General features: G+C 73.2%; 9 protein-coding genes. 3 read left to right on the forward strand and 6 right to left on the reverse strand.

Annotated elements, in window-relative coordinates; genetic code table 11:
• From FREUN1FDRAFT_RS32005 to FREUN1FDRAFT_RS32015, 3 genes are all read right to left on the reverse strand, one after another.
• On the reverse strand, positions 1-2,029 hold a 2,029-nt coding region (locus FREUN1FDRAFT_RS32005), incomplete at its 3' end, for a right-handed parallel beta-helix repeat-containing protein (RefSeq protein ID WP_006544480.1).
• Positions 2,030-2,150: 121 nt separating this feature from the next.
• Entirely contained in the window at positions 2,151-8,714 is a 6,564-nt protein-coding gene (locus FREUN1FDRAFT_RS32010; protein WP_006544481.1) for a hypothetical protein, read from the reverse strand.
• Positions 8,708-9,832: a hypothetical protein gene (locus tag FREUN1FDRAFT_RS32015; protein ID WP_006544482.1), complete on the reverse strand. Its 1,125-nt coding sequence runs from the start codon at positions 9,830-9,832 to the stop codon at positions 8,708-8,710. The genes FREUN1FDRAFT_RS32010 and FREUN1FDRAFT_RS32015 overlap by 7 nt, the downstream gene beginning before the upstream one ends.
• Before the next feature lie 294 nt (positions 9,833-10,126).
• Here FREUN1FDRAFT_RS32015 and FREUN1FDRAFT_RS32020 point away from each other — a divergent pair, with 294 nt between their 5' ends.
• From FREUN1FDRAFT_RS32020 to FREUN1FDRAFT_RS32030, 3 genes are all read left to right on the forward strand, one after another.
• Positions 10,127-11,140, forward strand: a complete 1,014-nt coding sequence (locus FREUN1FDRAFT_RS32020) for a hypothetical protein (RefSeq protein WP_006544483.1) — start codon at positions 10,127-10,129, stop codon at positions 11,138-11,140.
• 61 nt (positions 11,141-11,201) lie between these two features.
• The gene (locus FREUN1FDRAFT_RS32025; RefSeq protein ID WP_006544484.1) at positions 11,202-11,495 is read left to right on the forward strand and encodes a hypothetical protein; all 294 of its coding nucleotides are present in this window, start codon (positions 11,202-11,204) and stop codon (positions 11,493-11,495) included.
• 16 nt (positions 11,496-11,511) lie between these two features.
• Entirely contained in the window at positions 11,512-11,841 is a 330-nt protein-coding gene (locus FREUN1FDRAFT_RS32030; protein WP_006544485.1) for a WXG100 family type VII secretion target, read from the forward strand.
• Positions 11,842-11,863: 22 nt separating this feature from the next.
• Here FREUN1FDRAFT_RS32030 and FREUN1FDRAFT_RS32035 read toward each other — a convergent pair whose 3' ends face one another.
• The 3 genes from FREUN1FDRAFT_RS32035 to FREUN1FDRAFT_RS32045 form a co-directional block, all read right to left on the reverse strand.
• The gene (locus FREUN1FDRAFT_RS32035) at positions 11,864-16,489 is read right to left on the reverse strand and encodes an FtsK/SpoIIIE domain-containing protein (RefSeq protein WP_006544486.1); all 4,626 of its coding nucleotides are present in this window, start codon (positions 16,487-16,489) and stop codon (positions 11,864-11,866) included.
• 2 nt (positions 16,490-16,491) lie between these two features.
• A complete protein-coding gene (locus tag FREUN1FDRAFT_RS32040; protein WP_006544487.1) occupies positions 16,492-18,048 on the reverse strand; it encodes a hypothetical protein in 1,557 nt (518 codons plus the stop codon).
• Positions 18,041-18,468 (reverse strand): ricin-type beta-trefoil lectin domain protein (locus FREUN1FDRAFT_RS32045; RefSeq protein ID WP_006544488.1); only part of this gene is annotated, 428 nt, incomplete at its 5' end. The genes FREUN1FDRAFT_RS32045 and FREUN1FDRAFT_RS32040, both read right to left, overlap by 8 nt.

Raw genomic sequence — 18,468 nt, forward strand, 5'->3', positions numbered from 1 at the left:
GCCGGGCCGCGCCCGGCAGGCGCACCTCGCGGACGCCGTCGACCTCGCAGCCCTCGAAGCTCGGCTCCGCGCGCTCAGCCAGGCTCAGATCCGTCTCGCAGTCCAGGATGCGGCAGGCGACCAGCCGCGGCCGGGCGTCGTCGCCGACGTGCACGGCGGGGAAGCCCGAGCCGGCGATCTCGCACTGCTCGAACGTGCCCGCGCCACCGTCGCCGATGAACAGGCCGTTCTTGCCCGGACGGCGCATCCGGGTCGAACGGACGTCCGGCGCCGCCCCCGTCCAGACCACCAGGGCCGAGCCGCTGGTGTCCTCGATCCGGCAGTCCTCGATCAGGGTGCGGGTCCGGCCGGCCAGCACGACGCCGGCCGTCCCGGTCCGCTGCACCCGGCAGGCCCGCAACGTGGCCTCGGCGTCCGCGCCGATCTGGACACCGGCTCCGGAACCACCGGTGATCCGGCAGCCCGTACAGGTCACGAACGTTCCGCCGGCCACGGCGAGCCCGGTGGCGTTGTCGTGCAGCTCGCAGTCGGTGGCAGTCAGGACCGCCGTGCCCTCGATCTGGACACCGGACATGGCACTGTCGCGGACGGTGACCGCGCAGAGCCGGGCGACCGCGGCGCCCGCCAGGTGCACACCGTGTTCGGGCGTCCCCCGCAGCCGGGAGCCGGTCAGTTCGCCATGGGCGTCGCCCCCGACGTGGACGTTGCTGTAACCGCTCTCCTCGACGGTCAGGTCGTGCATCTCGGCCCGGGCCGTGTCGGTGACGTAGACCCCGTTCGCGCCGCAACCGCGCACCGTCGCGCCGCGGCCGTGCAGTGCCGCGCTGCCGCGGGCCACCATCCCACTGGTTCCGGCCGCGTCGACCTCGCACTCCGTGAGGCGCAGCACGGCGGCGGCGGTGACAACCACACCCGCCTGGGCCGGGCGGCGGATCCGGCACCGGCGCAGCGCGACCTGGGCGCCGCCCTCGGCCAGCAGCCCGTCCGCGCCGGCGTGGACGACCTCGCACTCGACGAGGTGGACGCCGCCTGCCACCTCACCGTCCGCCGGCGGGCCGCCGTCCGCGGGCGTGCTGCCGTCCGCCGCCGCCAGCGGGGAAGAGCCCAGCAGACGGATCCCCTCCGCCCCCGGGTGGAGGAACAGACAGCGTTGCACAGTCGCGGTGGCGCCGCCCTCGACGAGCAGTCCGCTGCGCCCGGCGCGGTGGATCTCGCAGTCCCGCGCCCGCAGCGTCGCATGGTCCCGGACCCGCAGCCCGGAGCCGCTCACCCGGCTGACGCGGGTGTCGGCGAGCTCCAGGACGGCGGCGCCGCTGACCACCAGGCCCGTCCCGGTGACGCCGTCGACCGCGCAGCCGTCCAGGGTCGCCCGGGACTCGCCCAGCACGTGCAGCCCCGCCAGCTCGGCGCCGGAAAGCCGGCACGCCCGCAGCCGGGCCGTCCCGCCGGCGACCTCCACCCGCCCGCCGACGACGTCACAGTCGGTCAGCTCGATCTCCCCCGAACCGACGAACAGCACGGCGGATCCCGGCTGTTCGTCGCAGACCAGCCCGAGGCCGCTCATGGTGACCGCCGCTCCCACGACCACCGGGCCCGTTCCGCTCAGCCACACCGTCCCCGGCCCCCGTTCGGCGACGAGCCGCACCGGGCGGTCGAGGACGAGCTGTTCGTGATAGCGGCCGGGAGCGATCGACACCGTCCCTCCGGACGTCACCGCGCGCAGCGCGGCCGCGACGGTCGTGAACCCCCCGGGCCCGACCCGCACCAGCTCCGCGTTCCCACCGCTGCCGTTCGCCGAGGTGCCATCCGCCGAGGTGCCATCCGCCGTGGTGCCGTTCGCCGTGGTGCCGTTCGCCGTGGTGCCGTTCGCCGTGGTGCCGTTCGCCGTGGTGTCGTTCGTCGTGCTGCCGCCGCTCCCTGACCCCGGGTCCTCCCCGTTCGCGATCGGCGAGGCGTCCGTCCCGGCGAGGACCGGGCTCGTGATGGCTCCAGCGCCCCCGGCCCCGCCCCCGCCCCGCAACCTGCGCATCTGCTCTCTTCTCCCCTGTCCCGCCCGGTTGCTGGCCCCGCCCCGCCCGCTCGCCCCGCCGACCGGCCCACCGCGGCCCGTCGCCGTCGAATCACCCGCCCGCAGCCTGCACCTGCGGCCGTCAGGGCGGCGGTGGGCCAGGGGTGGCGCTGGTGGTGGTGGCCGGTGGTGGCCCCGCCACATTGTCCTGCGGACGCAGGCCCGCGGCGTTGAGCATCAGATAGTTCCCCATCGAACGCTCGCCCATCCGTTCGAGGAGCGACAGAAGGATGTCGACCGCGCCCCCGCGGTGGAAGAAGCGCCCGGACCCGAGCTGGTGGCCGAGGTTGCGGACGCTGCCGATCGTCGAGCTGATGACCACCGTGCCGGCGCCTCCCCACGCCCCGGCGAGTGCGGCGTCGGCGCCGGCCAGGGCCCTGTTCGCCCTCGGCAGGCCGAACAGGGCGGTGTTCGCCGCGTGGACGGTGAACGCGGCGAGGAAGTTCACCAGGATGGTGGACTGGAAGTAGTCATAGGTGCTTTGCCGCCAGCGCGGCGGGTTCTCCGTCCCGGCCCACTCGTTGTCCCAGTGCTTGTCGTGGTTGAGGGGGTTGCGGTTGTAGCCCTTGCCGCCGTCGACGTTGGCCAGCCCGTCCTTGAAGCCCTTGATCCGCAGGGCGGGAATGTCGTGGATCACGCTGTTGCTGGTCTTGATGGCGCTGGCGAGAGCCGCGCCGACCAGGGCCCGGAACCAGTCCTGCGGTTCGACGTTGCCCGTCCTGAAGGCGAGCAGCAGCATCGCCTGGGCGGTGAAGTCCAGGATGAACTCCTGGGTGAAGTCCAGCCCCGCCTTCGTCCCGATGAGGAAGGCGGGGCCGTGGAACTCTCCGGCGAGGCCGTCGATCGCCTTGTACTGCAGCCGGTTGGCCTCCTTCCACATCCGGTTCGTGGCACGGAACCCGCTGGCGATGCCGCGGGACTCGACCTCGCGGCCGACGGAGGAGAACGGCTGGACCGACCACCGGTTCAGCGAGCTGCGCTCCCACACCACGCCGTTCAGCGAGCGGTACCGCAGCAGCGTGCCGTTCGCGTCGGTCTCGCGCCACTGCTTGTGGAAGGTCTCGGTCTCCCGGAAGACGCCGTTGCCCATGTCGACCCGTTCCCGGTAGACGGCGCCCTGGTCGAACTCCTTCCAGGCCCCCGAGCCCTTCGGCGCGGTGGGGAGCCGGGGGTTGGCGTACTCGCGGACCTTGCCACCGACCAGTTCGCGCAGGACGTGCCCGCCGGCGTTGACGTCACGCCATGGCGGCTGGCCGATGCCGTCCGGGGCATCGCGGCGCCACGTGTTGCCGGGCCCGGCGAACTCGCGGGTGCCGGCCGTGTTCGGCACCGGCGTGCCGTCGATGCCGCGGACCTCGGAGCTCCAGGCGCCGCTGTGGGTGAGCTGGGCGACGACGGACTGCCCCTTGCTCGCCGCGTGTACGTCCCGGATCGGTTGCGGCTTTCCGCCGACGGTGCGGAAGTCGGTGTAGGAGTCGTCCCATGAGCCGGTCCAGCGTGTGTTGCGGCCGCTGACGCGGATCCCGGAGCTGGCGCCTTCGTTCCACGTCCAGCGGCCGGAGTGGGCGTCCCCACTGGCCTGGACGGTGATCGACGCCGGATGTGTCTGGCCGGCGGGGAGCGGCTGGTCGGAAAGCCACTTCTCCTGCCGGCCGATGATCTGCCCCATCGTGTTGCGGGTGATGGTCTCCCCGGTGTGGGCCCCGGCGAACGGGCCGTTGCCCGCCGTCGCCGGGTCGAACAGCGGCCGGTTGGTTGCCCCGACGGTGTGGACGACGTCGCCGCCCGGGCCGGTGTGCCGGACGACCAGCAGCTGGCCGGCGGGCGCCCCGTTCGGGGTGCCGTCGACCCAGTGCTTCCCGTCGTTGAGGAAGTGCCGTTCACCGGTCGCGACGACGTTCCCGCCGGACATCTCCCGCCAGAGCGTGGTGCGGGAGCCGCCGGTGGGCAGGTTGCCCTGCAGCGAGGCCCAGTGCCCCTGCCCGCTGCGGGTCCCGTGTATGTCCCGGCCGATCTGCACCGTGTTGCCGTTGTCCAGTTTGATCTCGCCGCGGACGAACAGCCCCTCGCGGGTGAAGTCGGAGAACGAGCCCTCCGGGGTGACCGTCCGGACCCCGGTGGCGACCTGGGCGCCGTGTGCGTCGATCTCGGTCCACTTGTAGACCTGGAAGCGGCCGTCGCCGAGAAGCGAGCCCGGGGCGGGGAAGTCGACGGCCCCCAGCTTCGACCCGGCGACATGCGAGATGAACTTGTCGAACCCGGACATGCTGTCCGGCGTCTTCCACAGCGCTTCTGGCGGGCGCTGCTCGGCCCACCGTCTGACCACCAGGTTGTTGCCGTTGGCCAGGACGTCGAGGCTCGCGGTGTCCTTGATCTGCGGCGAGGACTCCTTGTAGGCGGCGGTGGTCCCGAAGACGCCGCCGCCCTGGTCCGTGACGGTGTACTCCCGGTAGTGCTGGGCCTTGGGGAGGAAGTTGAACGCCGAGTCGTAGGTCTGTGCCACCGTCGGCCGGCCGGTCGCCGCGTCCGTGTAGGTGTCCTTCCAGCTGGTCCCGTCCCACTTGTGGTCCCGAACGCCGTCCAGGGTGAGCTGGCCGCGCGAGTCGAAGCGGTACCAGTGCCACGAGCCATCCGTCTGCACCTCGGCGCGGATGATGCCGCCGTCGGCGGCCTTGCGGTACTCGCGTACCACCTTGTCAATGGGCCAGCCGTGCTGGTGGTCCGACCACAGCCGGCCTTCGGGAAGATCCTCGAAGATCCGTACGCCCTTCGCGGCCAGGTCGCCGAGCGTGCCGTTGGCGGCCCCGCTCCACTGGTGCCAGTAGCGCTTGCCGTTGCTGGCGCGGAAGACCTCCAGGGTGGGCCGCGGATGACCGGCGCCGTTGCCCAGGGTCTCCCGCGTGTAGAACGGCGTCTTGTCGGCGCCGATGAGCTGGAGGTCACCATTGTCCTTCACCAGGACGGCGCCCTTGCTGTTGTAGCCGTGCACCGGCAGCGGTGTGTGGGGGAACGCGAGCCCGGCCTGCGGTGCCGCGTTCGCGTTGCCGGCGACCTGGTGGCCACCGGAGTCCAGGCGCGTCCACTGGTTCGCCTGGTAGTTGATGGACAGGTGGGTACCGTCGGCCTTCCCCTTGGGACTCAGGAAGGAGATCTGCTCCGAGTGGAGCGCGCCGTCGCGGCCGATCACCCGGAAGTCACCGCCGTGCGCGCCCGGCCCGGTGTTGGTGATCCGGTAGCCGGCGCCGTCGACGGTGACGCGGGTGTTCGGGATCGCGGTGTTGCCGTGCTGCAACTGCATCACCTGGCGGCCGGACGCGTTCACGCCGACATGGACCCGGCTCGGGCCGACGTTCCCCAGTGGGTCACGTGGGGCGATGACCTCGTCGACGAGGCCGCCGGCGGCCGTGTAGCGCTGCATCTCCCCAACGGTGTTGCTGAGCTGGACGTAGCCGCCTGGCCTGATCTGCAGGGTGGGCCAGTCGTGCTGGGTACCGGCGGGGTCGATGCGCCGGCCGGTGCCGGCAACGATGTCGATCTCCACCGCGCCGAACGGGTTACCGGTTTGGTCGGCGACGGGGAAGCGGGCTCCGGTCGGGGTGCCGGCGGGGTCGTAGCGGTGCCAGGAGCCGTCTGCCGGGTTGGTGATCTGGTGCCCGCCGCCAGGCAGCGGCTGGTAGGTGAAGTTGTCGGGGACGGGTTGCCCGGGGCGCTGCAGGGTGGCTGTGCCCGCGGCGAAGTCGATCTCGAGGCGGCCACCTGGCGCGCCGGTCAGGTTGCGGACGTCGAGTCCGGCCCCGGTCTGGTTGCCGGCGGCGTCGAAACGCAGCGAGGAACGGTCGGCGATGTTGGTGATCTGGTGCCCGCCGCCGGGCAGCTGCCCGTAGGTGAAGTTGCCGGTGACAGGTTGCCCGGGGCGCGCCAGCGCGGCGGTACCGGTGGTGAGGTCGATCCTGAGGTGACCGGCGGCCGCGCCGCCCGGGTCGGCGACGGGGAGGCGGGCTTCGGTCGGGGTGCCGGCGGGGTCGTAGCGGTGCCAGGAGCCGTCTGCCGGGTTGGTGATCTGGTGCCCGCCGCCAGGCCGGGGCTGGTAGGTGAACTGGTCGGGGGCCTGCCCGGGTCGGTGCACGGTACCCGTGCGGGCGGCGATGTCGATCTCCAGGCGGCCGGTCAGCAGACCGCCGGCCGGCACATCGAACATCACGCCGGTCTGGTTGCCGGCGGCGTCGAAGCGCTGCCAGGACCCGTCGACGGCGCTGGTGATCTGGTGCCCGCCGCCGGGTAGCTGCCCGTAGGCGAAGTTGCCGGGGACGGGTTCGCCGGGGCGGTGCAGCGTGGCCGTGCCCGCGGAGAAGTCGATCGTCATGCGCCCGGCTGCCACACCGCCCGGGCCGTGGACGTCGAGCCCGGCTCCGGTCAGGTGGCCGTCGGCGCCATATTCACGGAACAGGCCCGCATCCGCGGGGTCGGTGATCCGGAACCCGCCGTGCCCGAGCTCGGTGACCTCGCCGCGGAAGATCACCACACCGGCGCCGTTGACGACCGTCCCGGCTTCGGTACCGGCGTGGGCCGCTCCCGGCCCGCCGAGCACCGGGACGTCCAGGTTCAGGTGCAGCCCGCCTGCCAGCGGCCGGCCGTAGCCGTGGATGACGCCGTCCGGCGCGAGCTGGCGGACGTCGGTGGCCCGCATGCCGCCGAGCAGCCGCGGCCGTTCGAGCAGCGAGAGCCGCAGGGCCTCGTCGTCCATCGCCTGCAGCCGGCTCGCGTCGAGGCCGAGATTGTCGAGCCGCCCCTGCGCGACGTCGAACCGGGCCGCGGCGTGCTGCAGGTTCACACCGGCCTCGAGCTGGGCCGGCGTGGCGACTGCCTTGCCCTTGCCCGCGCCCGCCACCGACGTCCCCTCGCCGAGCGGCCGCGTGCTCGGATCCGGGTAGAGGTCGTCGTAGGCCGCGCGGGCCTCGGTGAACTGGTGCTGGGCGATCTTGAACTCTGTCCACGCGTAGTCGGCTGCCGTGGCCAGGGGATCGTTCACCCCACGTGCCTGCAGGTCGGCGGCGATCTTCGACTGGACGGACTCCAGGACGCGCAGGTTCTTCTCGGCCTGGGCGATCTTCTGCACGGACGCCAGCGGCTCGCTCCCGCCGTGAAGCCGCGCGATCTCCAGGTTCTCCTGGGCGAGGCGCACCTGGGCGGAGATCTGGGCGAAGTCGTCCAGGACCGGGCTCACCTCCCCGTGCACCTTCGCGACGACCTGCCCGGCCAGTGTGGTTGCGAGGTCTCCGCCGGCCTGGGCCGTTACGGAGGCCGGCATTCCCGCGGTGTCCGGCCGGGGCAGCGGCCCGTGGGCGGCGGCGAGGGCCGGGTCCACCGATCGGGCGCTCACCGCGTCGGCGGCGGGTACGTGCGGGTTGGGTGCGTGCGGGTTGAGTGAGGGCGGCGGGGCGAGCAGGTCGAGTGCCGAGTTGACCGCATGGTTCGCGCGGGCCCCGGGCCCCGGGCGCGTCGGCGCGAACTCGCCGAACTTGTGCCCGGTGAGCTGATCGGTCACGAATTCGTGCTTCACGCCGTTGTGGATGCCGGGCGGGCCGGCGAACTGCTGCGTCCAGGTGCGGGACTGGCTCGAGAGGGCCCCGTTCGCCGCCGCCTCCGGATTCGCCGCCGCGGGGTTCGGCAGCGCGCCGCTGAGCGCCGGGGCGACAGGCGGCGCGGTCACGGTTGGCGGCGCGATCTGCTGGGCCAGCGAGCTGGGCGGGGCGGTGTGGGACGTCACGGGTACCTGCGGCGCGTCGAAGGCGCGGCCTGGCACGACCGCCCCGCCGTCGAACGCGCCGAGGTTGAACGCGACCTGGGTGTCGGAGACCTTCACCGCGGTGACATCGCCGTTCAGCGCCGCGCGGATCTCCGGCAGGCCCGTTGCCGACATGTCGCCGGCGTGGTGCACGGCCAGCCGGGCCGGGGCCACGAGGCCGCCCAGCTCCGCGCCGCCGGTCGGGCTGACACCGCTGAGCAGGGGGGACGCGTTGATGGCCTGGGTGCCGGTGAGCGGGTTCACGCCGGTGAGAGCGTGCGTGTCCGCCAGCAGGTTCGTCGTGTGAGCCGGCAGGTTCGACGCGGCCGGCAGGCCGTCGGCCGGGGTGACGACCGGCCTGCCGGGCTCCAGCAGGACGGCTCCCTGCAGGTCGAGGTCCGACCGGACCGCGGGCATCGTCTCGGGTTTCAGCGCCCCGAGATCCTTGCCGGCGAGGGACAGGTTCAGGTCGGTGAGGGAGGAGTCCGGGGTGATGATCCGCCCGCCCTGCCCGGCGACGTCGAGCGACTTCACGGAGACCCCGCCGCCGAGGTCCTTCCCCAGGGCCGAGAAGTGGCTGGACCCGTCCGGCACGAGCAGGCCGGTGTCCGTGCGCACCGTGCCGGGCGACGGCGGGTCGACACCATGCAGGACGCCGTCGCTGACTCGCAGCGCCCCGCCAGCCGCGGTCACCAGGTCGACCCGGTCCGCCAGCGCCGCGTAATGGGAGGTCTGGACCAACCCGCGGCCGAATACAGCGAGCCGGTAGGCGTCATGGACGCCGAGGATGCCGATCTCCACACCGTTCAGCGGCAGGAAGATCTTGAGCCATTTCCATCCGCCGAACTCGTTGCTCAGCACCCGGCCCACGGTCTTCGCGGCGTCGACGGCCCCCCGCCCACCGCGAGGGCGAAGCCGGGCACCGCGCGGATGCTCGAGGTGAGCGCCGCCGGCAGCTTGCCCGTCACGCTCAGGACGTCGCCGACGAAGGCCGCCGGGGCGGTCACCACGAAGTTCTTCAGCGCGACGAAGCCCTGCACGGCGAGGCCGTCGGCCGCGGTGAACCCCTTGATCGCCCAGACCGAACCGTTCAGGACGGATTTGGCGATGGTGGCGGAGATGTCACCGACGCCCTTGACGACGGCGGAGAAGGTGATGGTGGAGAGCGCCTGCCAGAAGTCGTTGCCGACCCTGGCGATCGACGTCCCGGCGGCGTCGAACCCGTCCTTGACGATCTTCCAGGTCACGGCGCCGATCGATTTGAGGGTGGCCAGCGAGATCAACGGCTTGGTGGACGGCCCGAGCAGACCGAGCAGGCCCAGGACCAGGCCGGTGACGTTCGTCTTCCCCTCAGCGAAGTCGATCACCGTCTTCGTCGCGATGATGGCGTTCAGGCCCAGTGCGACCAGGCCGAGCGGGCCGCCGACGAAGACGGCCACGACCGTGATCGCCAGCACGATCCAGCCGAAGATCTCCCAGAAGACCTCGCAGGCGGACTTCTTCGGATTCGGCGAGTGGATGTGGTCGCGCGCCGCCCGGATCGTCTCGGCGGCGGTGCCGGCGGCCGTGTTCAGGTCACTCGCGGCCTGCTTCGCGTCCGCGGTCAGGGTGGTGAGGCGCGGGTTGTCCTCGGTCAGGCCGATGGCCTCGGTCAGCGCGGCGTCCGCCCGCGACTGCGCCTCCTGCAGCGCCGAGATGTAGCTGCGCACCGCGGGCTCCGTCTGCTCGAAGGCGATGCGGACGCCGCCGATGAAGTCGCGGATCGCGGTGGTGATGGTGTCGCGCAGCCAGTCCGCGGTCTTGCCGACGAACGCGCCCTCGCCGCTCTTCGCGACCACCTGGGTCAGGCCGGTGTCGGCGGTTTGCGCGTGCCCGGCCATCGTGTGCATGTAGTCGGCGACAGCGCCCAGCACCTCGGGATCGCCGGGGGTGGGGTCCCCGGACAGTCCCAGCGGGGACCAGTCGGTGGGACGCGGCACGCGGGCCTCCTGTCGGCGGGCAGGCGGTGTCGGTGGGGGAGGGCGGTGTCGGCGGGGGAGGGCGGTGTCGGCGGGCGGTTACGCGGCTCGGTGAACCGGCCGCGGGCTGGCGGCCGTGCTTCCGAGAGGTACTACGCGCCCGCGAGCGCCGCGGTTCGTCGTTCGGCGTGATCGGTGAACCTTTCGCGGCCGGCGCGCGTAGTAGGCGGTGGACCTCTCGGCGGACTCCCTGCGAATCCCCGAACCCCGTCCCACGCGTCCCGCGCGCGGGCCCTGCTGCGGACAGGAGCCGGCATGGCCGACCTGGTGCTCGACTACGCGCTGCTGCATGATCTCGCGGGCAGCATGCGCAACCTGCGCGGGCAGATCGAGACCGACGTGAACGCCGTCTCCGGGCGCTCGGTGGTGGGCAGCCACGGTGAGGTCGGGTCCGAGGCGGTCGGGAACAGCAAGCTCTACGCCGCGCTGAGCGCCTTCTACTCGGCGTGCCACAAGCCGTTCAAGGACTCGATGGACAAGCTGAAGGAGCTGGGCGACCTGCTCGACAGCGTCGCCAAGGCCTTCTTCGACGTGGACGCGGACTTCGCCGGCAAGGTCAACACCGGTCGGCTCCAGGCCCAGATCGGCCAGTGGCAGGCCGAACAGGCGGCCTGGGAGCACTACGAGGAGACCAAGGACAAGGTCGTCACATTCCAGTACTACGACGAGAACGGTGTGCTCCAGACGGCCACCATCCCGTTGTGGGGCCCGGACCGGCCGCCGCCGACGAAGCCCGGCCCCATGCCGACCAGCCTGCCCGGGCCCGACGGGAGCACGCAGACCGACGCCCAGGTGAACGAGGACGGACTGATCACCTCCGAGACGAGCACCGTCACCACGCCGAACGGGCTCAGCTACACCGAGACGACGACCTACAGCTACATCGACCGGGACGGCGACGGGAAGCCGGACATCGTCGACTACACCACCACCATCACCCATTCGGACGGCACCACCGAGACGATCGTCCGGAAGACGAACCCCGACGACACCTATGTCGTCACCAGCACCACCGACGACGGCGTGACCACGACGACAGTCATCCCGGGGGAGAACGACGGCTACCAGAGCATCACGATCGACCCCGACGGGGTGGCGACCAACATCACCGTCACCGTCAACCCGGACGGCACCGGGACGAAGACCGAGATCGGCCCGGACGGCATCGACGTCTACACCGGCAACCCGGCGACCGGCCAGTGGACGCTGGAATCCCACACCGACCCCGAGGAGTACACCTTCACCCCGCCCTTCCCCCTCGACATCTGACCCGCCCCCGGCCCGGCCGGCGTCTGCGACCCGGATCAGGCCACCTTGCCAGGAGCTGCCCATGCCCAACATCACGATCGACTACGCGAAGGTGAACTCCGTCTCGACGTCGCTGAACGCCGCCGTCACCGAGACGGTGCCGAAGCTGACCTCGCTCCAGTCGGCGGTGACCGCGCTGCTGACCAGCGACGGCGGCCTGTGGCTGCAGAAGTCCAGCCCCGTGCTCAGCCAGCAGTACGTCGATTTCAACACCTCGGTGACCGGCGCGGTGAACAACATCACCAGCTTCGCCCAGCAGTTCAGCAACATCATCGCCCAGTTGCAGGCGATGGACGACGCGATCAGCGCCTCCTGAGAGAAGGGCCGTACCCATGGCGGAGATCCAGGTCGACTACGGCCAGATCAACACGGTCGCCAGCCGGCTCACCACCGAAGGCGGCGAGATCAAGACGACGCTCATCCGGCTGCAGGGCCAGGTGAGCGAGCTGCTCACCAGCAGCGGTGGCCTGTGGCTGCAGCAGTCCAGCCCGGTGATGAGCGCCCAGTACACCGAGTTCAACGCCTCGCTCAGCAGCGCGATCGACAATATCGGCAAGTTCGCCGAGAGCTTCAACCTGATCATGCAGAACCTGCAGAGCATGGACTCGGAACTGTCGAAGCCCCCGCCCCCTCGACCGACGCCTGAGCGCGCACGGCGGTAGGCCGGCCGGTCCGCCGGCCGGCCTACCGCAGAACGGTGTGCGGGATGGTGATGGTGCGCAGCGTCCCGGCCGCGTCGGTGACGTAGCCGCGGCCGGGGCGGATCCCGCCCCGCAGCAGGCTCGGTGGTATGCGGGTGCCCAGCAGGTCGCCCTCCAGCGAGGACTGCGGCGCCAGCAGCACACCCTGCCTGGAACGCCGGGCCTCCCCGAGCCAGCCGCTGATGGACTGGGACAGGATCTCCCCGCTGCCCGCGTAGGCGAGGCCGACGCCGCGGTCCCGCCCGGCGGCGACGATCTCCCGCAGCGGCGGGTCGAGCGGCGCGTTGTACCCGAACAGGTCCACGTCGTCGACGAGGACGACCGCCGGACCCTGCACCTGCAGGGAGTCCATGCCGGCCAGGGTGACCTGGGGGTGGGCGGCGAGCCGGCGCAGCGGGGAGTCCCGCGGGGTGACGACGACCAGCCGGGTGCCCCCGGCGAGCAGCGACACCGCCAGGGTGGCGAGCGTGTTGCTGCGCCCGGACCCGGGGGGCCCGGCGACGAGGAAGGTGTGCGCCCGGCCGGCGAAGTCCAGCATCGTCGGGGCGGCCTCGTCGCCACCGAGCCCGAGCAGTGCCCGCAGCGGGCCGCGCTCGGCCTCGGGGACCCGCGCGAACGCGTCGGTGAAGGTCAGCGCACGGGGCAGCGCGGCGACCGGGAACGCGCGCCGGTCGGCCGGTACGTCCCGGTCGCGCACGCCGGCCCGGGTGGCGATCCGGCGCAGCGCGTCGGCCTGCGCTTGGCCCGCCGGGTCGGGGTCGAGCAGCGCGACCTGGAGCTCGGCCTGGTTCACCGACCGCCACCCGCGCCCCGGTGGGACGTGCGCGGGGACACGCTGCGGCCCGACGCGGATCGTGGCGTAGTCGCTGCGCTCGCCCATCCGCAGCAGCACGCGGTGATCGTTCATGCCGCCGGCCCGCCCGGCCAGCAGGCCCCGGTCCGATGTGGCCACCACGTGGATCCCGGCACCGGTGCCCTCCCGCAGCAGCGCGAGCAGGGCGTCGTAGAGCCGGCCGCCGTCGTGCTCCGGCAGGGTCGCGGCGAGGGAGTCCCAGCCGTCGACGAACAGCACCAGATGGGCGGGAGCCGTCCCGGCGGGCATCGCGGCGCGCAGTTCGTCCAGGCCCGCGCAGGAGTACTCGGCGAGCAGGGACTGCCGGCGGGCCAGCTCCACGGTGAGGCGGTCGCAGAGCCGTCCGACCCGCTCCAGGTCGGACGCGGTGACGACGGCACCGCAGTGCGGCAGCTCGGCTAGGACGGCCAGCGCCCCGCCGGCGGCGTCGATGCCGTAGAGGTGGACGTCCGCGCAGGAGTGGGCGCGGGCGAGCCCGCCGGCCAGTGTGCGCAGCACCTGGGACCGCCCGGAGCGCGGAGAGCCGATGACGTACAGGTGCCCGAACGTGCCGAGCTCGCAGCACACCGGCTGCTGCAGCTGCCGGCTCGGAACGTCCTCCAGCGCGTACGGCACCGCCTTGGGCCCGCACCGCTCGAGCAGGTCCTCGAACAGCACCCGCGGCCCCAGCGCGGGCAGCCAGGGGCTGGGCTGGGGCTCGTGGCCGATTCGGTCGGCGGCGGCGCGGATGGTGTCCACGAGCACGTCCAGATCAGTCGGAGCGAGATCGTCGGCTGGCTGGTCGGCGTCGGTGCCGGCCGGGGCCGCGATGGTCGGCAACGGCCGGCCGAGCGCGGTCCACGACAGCGGCACGGCGCCCGGCTCGTCGCCCGCACCGCCGGAGCCATCGGCAGCGCTCGCACCGGCGGAGTCGGCGCGGGCAGCGGAGTCGGCGCGGGCAGCGGAGCCGGCGCGGGCAGCGGCGCCGGCGAGGTCCGCGGATGGATAGGGAGCGCCGCAGTAGGCGGTCTGGAACAGCAGGGTCGAGCGGTGCGCGAGCCGGGTCAGCGCCCTTCCCGGGGCCGCGGCCGGGATGAGCGCGGCGTCCGGCGTGTCGACGACGTCCGAGCTCTCCATCGGGTCGGTTACCCGCAGGGCGATGCGCAGGTTCGTGTTGGCGCGGATGTCTCCGGTCACCACTCCCGCGGGCCGCTGTGTGGCCAGAACCAGGTGGATGCCGAGCGAGCGTCCGCGCTGGGCGAGGCTGACCAGCCCCGGGATGAAGTCGGGCACCTCGCGGGCGAGCGTGGCGAACTCGTCTATGACCAGCAGCAGCCTGGGCAGCGCGGGCAGGGCGCGGTCCCGGGCCCGCAGCGAACGGTAGTGGGCGATGTCCTTCGCGGCCGCGGCGGCTAGCAGCTCCTCGCGCCGGCGCAGCTCGGCCGCCAGCGACTCCAGGGCCCGTACGGCGAGCGCCGGGTCGAGGTCGGTGACCATCCCGAGCGTGTGCGGCAGCCGGGCGCAGCCCCGGAACGCACTGCCACCCTTGTAGTCGACCAGGACGAACACCATCTCGTCGGGGCGGTTGTGGGCGGCCAGCGAGCCGACGAGGGACTGCAGCAGCTCGGACTTGCCCGCCCCGGTGGTCCCGGCGACGAGCGCGTGCGGGCCGTCGCGGACGAGGTCGAGGACGACCGGGCCGTCGAAGCCGGTGCCCAGCGGGAAGCGGGTCGAGGCCGGCCGCGCCGTCCAGGCGCCGGCGACGATGGACGCCAGGTCGGGATGGTCCGGGTCGGCCAGCCCGAGCAGGTCCAGCAGGCGCACCCGGCCGGGCAGTCCGTCGGCGGCGTCGGGGGTGATGTCGCGCAGCGGGGCAAGGGCCCGGGCTACCTGCTCGCACCAGCGCGTCGACACCAGGTCCGGACGTACCCCGGGCACCTCGGGCACGTCGCTCTGGCCCACGGTCAGGCCGTCCACGCTGCCGCTGCCGCCGCCGTCGCAGCGAACCACGGTGGTGCACTCCTCGGGCAGCAGGCGCACCTCGGTGTCGAGGCAGAGGCTGAAGATCCGCACCGCGGGACCGTCGGTGAGCACCTGGATCATGCCCGGCACATCCCGCAGCCGCCGTGCCCCGTCGACGAGCACGACCACATCCGGCTGGGTGAACATCACCGGTCCGAGCGCGGAGCCGCGCGCGGTCTGCCGGGCCCGGATCTGCGCCTGCAGCTCCGCGACGCGGTGGGCCACCGTCTCGGGGTCGTTGCCGATCAGCACCGCCGGCCCTGCGCCCGCGGTCTCCGCGGTCGGGCGTGCGTGGGGCAGCCAGCGCACCCACTCCCAGCTGCGCCGGCTCGCCGCCTCGGTGAGGACGACGACCTGCAGGTCACGGGGGCTGTGCAGGACGGCGCACTGGGCGAGCAGCCAGCGCGCGAGCGCATGGACGGTGGTCCGTTCGCCGGCCACGCCGACGACACCGCGGCGGGGCAGGTCCACCGCGAGCGGCACCTCGGGGACGTTCCACCGCAGGTGGCGGTCGTAATCGTCGAGCGCGGGATCGTCCACCTCGATCAGCGACGGCTGGTCGACCGTCCCCACCCGCAGCAGGAGGTGGTCCGGGTCGGTCCGCCGGCGCTCCCAGAGCCGGTGGCCCGGGCCGGTGGCGGTCAGCCCGAGGGCCGCCGGGTCCGGCGCGGCGTCGCAGCGGGCCAGCCGCTCGGCGAGGACCGCGGCGCGCAGGCCTGTCTCCTCCTGGGCCCGGCGGGTGCGGTACCGCGCGCACTCCTCCCGGTAGCGGTGGCGCCCGCTGCGTCTGTCCTGGCTCCAGTTGGCGAACGCCAGGATCGGGCTGAACAGCATGATGACCAGGAAGAAGAAGGAGTGGAAGAACCACACGAACGCCAGGCCCAGCAGCATCGGCGCGATCATCATGAGCAGCGGGATCGGCCGGCGGGTGGGCGGCGTCGGCGGCGTCGGGAAGCGCCGGCGTGAGGTGAGCAGCGGCGGCACGATCCGCGGCGGCCGGTTGAAGTCGCGGCCGACGACGTCCTCGGCCGGGGTGACGGCGGCGTCCGGCTCGAACCGCTCGGCCAGGCGCAGCAGCACCGGGCCGACCACCAGGTCCGACCCCACCGCCCATGGTGTGCACCCCGGCGCGCCGGGGCCGAACTCGGGCCAGTCCGGCGGTTCGGGCGGATCGGGCCGGTCCCGGCGCTCGACGTGCAGCGCCGCGCGGTGCTCGTCGGTGAGACGCATCTCCGGTGCTCTCGGCACCGTCGTGCGCACTCCGGCCGGGGAGATCCGGGTGAGCCAGGTGTTCCCGGTGTGGCCGATGTGCAGTACCGCCGCGAGTGGCGGGATGTCGTCGTCGTCGAGCCGGATGGCACAGTGTGGCGCCGCACCGATGTCGTGGGCGCCGGGGCCGACCCGCCAGACCCGTCCCGCGCCCGGGCCGCCGACGACCCGTACCTCGAACCACTGGGCCGGTCCGGCGTGTTCGACCAGCGGTTCGATCGGGCGGGGCGGGGCGTCGAGACCGATCCGGTGCCCGGGAACGATCCCACTGTCCCGGACCGTGGCGCGCGGGTCGAGCGGGTGGGTGCCCAGGAAGCAGGTGGGCGGCGGGTCGGCGAGGCTCGCGGCCAGCTCCCCGACGGTGCTTGTGGGCCGCAGCCGCACCAGGACGTCGCCGCAGATGTCGGTGGCCGGGGCCGGGGTGAGCGTGTGCGGGAACGGAGCCGGGCGGCCGGCGGCGTTCTCGACGCTGAGCAGGACGTGCACAGTCAGTCCTCCACCCCGGCCGTGCCGACTCCGGCCTCGACGGCCCCACGCGCGCCGGCGGCGGCGGTGACAGCCGTGTGGCCGCCGTCGCGCCGGGCCGGTTCGGGTTCGGCCAGCTCGCCGGTGCCCCGGTGTTCCGGGCGCCTCTTCGCCGTGCTGCTGTCTGCGGCGGTGCTGGTGTCTGCGGCGGTGCTGGTGTTTGCCGCCGCGGCGCTGTCTGCCGCCGCGGCGGCGGTGACCGGCTGCCCGCTGTCCGGGGCGGCCGGACCGGCGCCACCGTGGGGAGCAGCCGTGGTGGGGGAGTCAGGAGCCAGGCCACCGGTCTGATCCGGGGCCGGGCGGCGGTGTCGCTGGTCGAGATCCTTCCACGCGCGGGCCACACCGCGCTCCAGCGGGGCGCAGTCCGCGTGCAGACCGAGCTCGGGAGCCGTGATCCGGCCGAGGGCGTCCAGTTCGAGCCGCCAGCGCGGTCCGGGGTGCCGGCCGACCATGAGTATCCGCAGGCCGGGTAGCAGCTCGACGAGGCGGGCGAGGCGCGGCAGATCATCGGCTGCCGGAGCGGCGCAGACCAGCACCGTCGGGTCGGCGGGCGTCGCCTGGTCACCGTCGCCGGGCGTGGGCCCGGCCTGGTCGTCGTGGCCCGCACGGGTCCGGCCGCCGCTGTCGTCCGCACGCGAGCCGCCGGCCGGCCTGGGTCCGTCGAGGACCCGGACGGCTGCCTGTCGGTCGAGTGCCAGTTGATCGAGGAGGTCGAGGGCGCTGGAAAGCGGCGGTCCGCCGAAACCGGGCAGGACCGCGTCGACGACGATCAGCCGGGTTCCGGCCGGGGCGACGAGGCCGGCGGCGAGCTGCGCCGCGATCGTGGCCGCGAGCCGACGGGACAGGCCTGGCGGGCCCTCGATGGTTCCGACCGAGGGGAGCGCGGCGAGATCGAGCACGACCAGGGCGCCCCGCGACCCCGGCAGCAGGCCGACCGCGACCGGGCAGTGCATGGCCTCCGCCGCCGCGTAGGCCATGATCCCGGGGGCGAATGGCGTCGCGGCGATCTCCGCTCGGGCGAGGACCGGCCCGTTGGGATCCACCGCGTACCCGGCGACTCGGGTCTCGACCGTGTCGGTCCGCACGATGGCCTGGAACGGCCAGGCGTCCGCCCGCCGTCTCACCGGCGGAGCAGGCTCGCCAGGATCGGGGGTGCCCGCATCCGCGCCCGGGCCTTCCGGCCGCCTCTCGGGGAGGACCGGATCGGCAGGCGCTCCGGTGGGGCCGGCCGGAACCCAGGCCGCCGCGGTGAGCGCGGCGACAGTGTGCGGACCGAGAGTCGGGTCCGTGAGCAGCGCGGCGATGTCGCGTACATCGCGATGGAAGCGGTACCAGGCGGTGGCGAGGCGGCCGAGGTCCCGCACACCGCCGGCGAACTGGCGGCGTCGGCGGTGGATCGTCCGCCGCCATCCCCTGGTCCGGGAGAACCAGCGGGCGAACACGATCATCAGCACGAGGCCGACGGTGCCGCTCAGGACGTCCAGGATCAGGCCGCGGTGCTCCCTCAGCAGGTCAGCCACGTGTCCACCGCTGGTAGGAGCCGCCGTTGCAGCCCATCGTGTACAGGTCTCCCTGGCCGTTGCTGTCAAGGCAGCGACCGGTCGCGATGTCGACCAGGTTCACCGTGCCGTAGCCGGACTCGAGCATCCTCCACTGCTGGTACCGGCCGCCGTTGCAGCCCATCGTGTAGGCGTTGCCGCTGGCGTTGCTGTCCAGGCAGAGGCCGGTGGCCCTGTTCACCAGCACCAGGGTCCCGTAGCCGTACACCGTCCACTTCTGGTACCTGCCGCCGTTGCAGCCCATCGTGTAGCCGTTCCCGGCACTGTTGCTGTCAAGGCAGTAGCCGGTGGCGAGGTCGGTGAAGGTCAGGACCCCCGAGCTCTGCTGCTGGGCGGCCGGCGCGGCGGCCGGGGTGGGCGCGGCGGCCGGAGCCGGTGCGG

Source organism: Parafrankia sp. EUN1f, assembly GCF_000177675.1.
Lineage (GTDB): Bacteria > Actinomycetota > Actinomycetes > Frankiales > Frankiaceae > Parafrankia.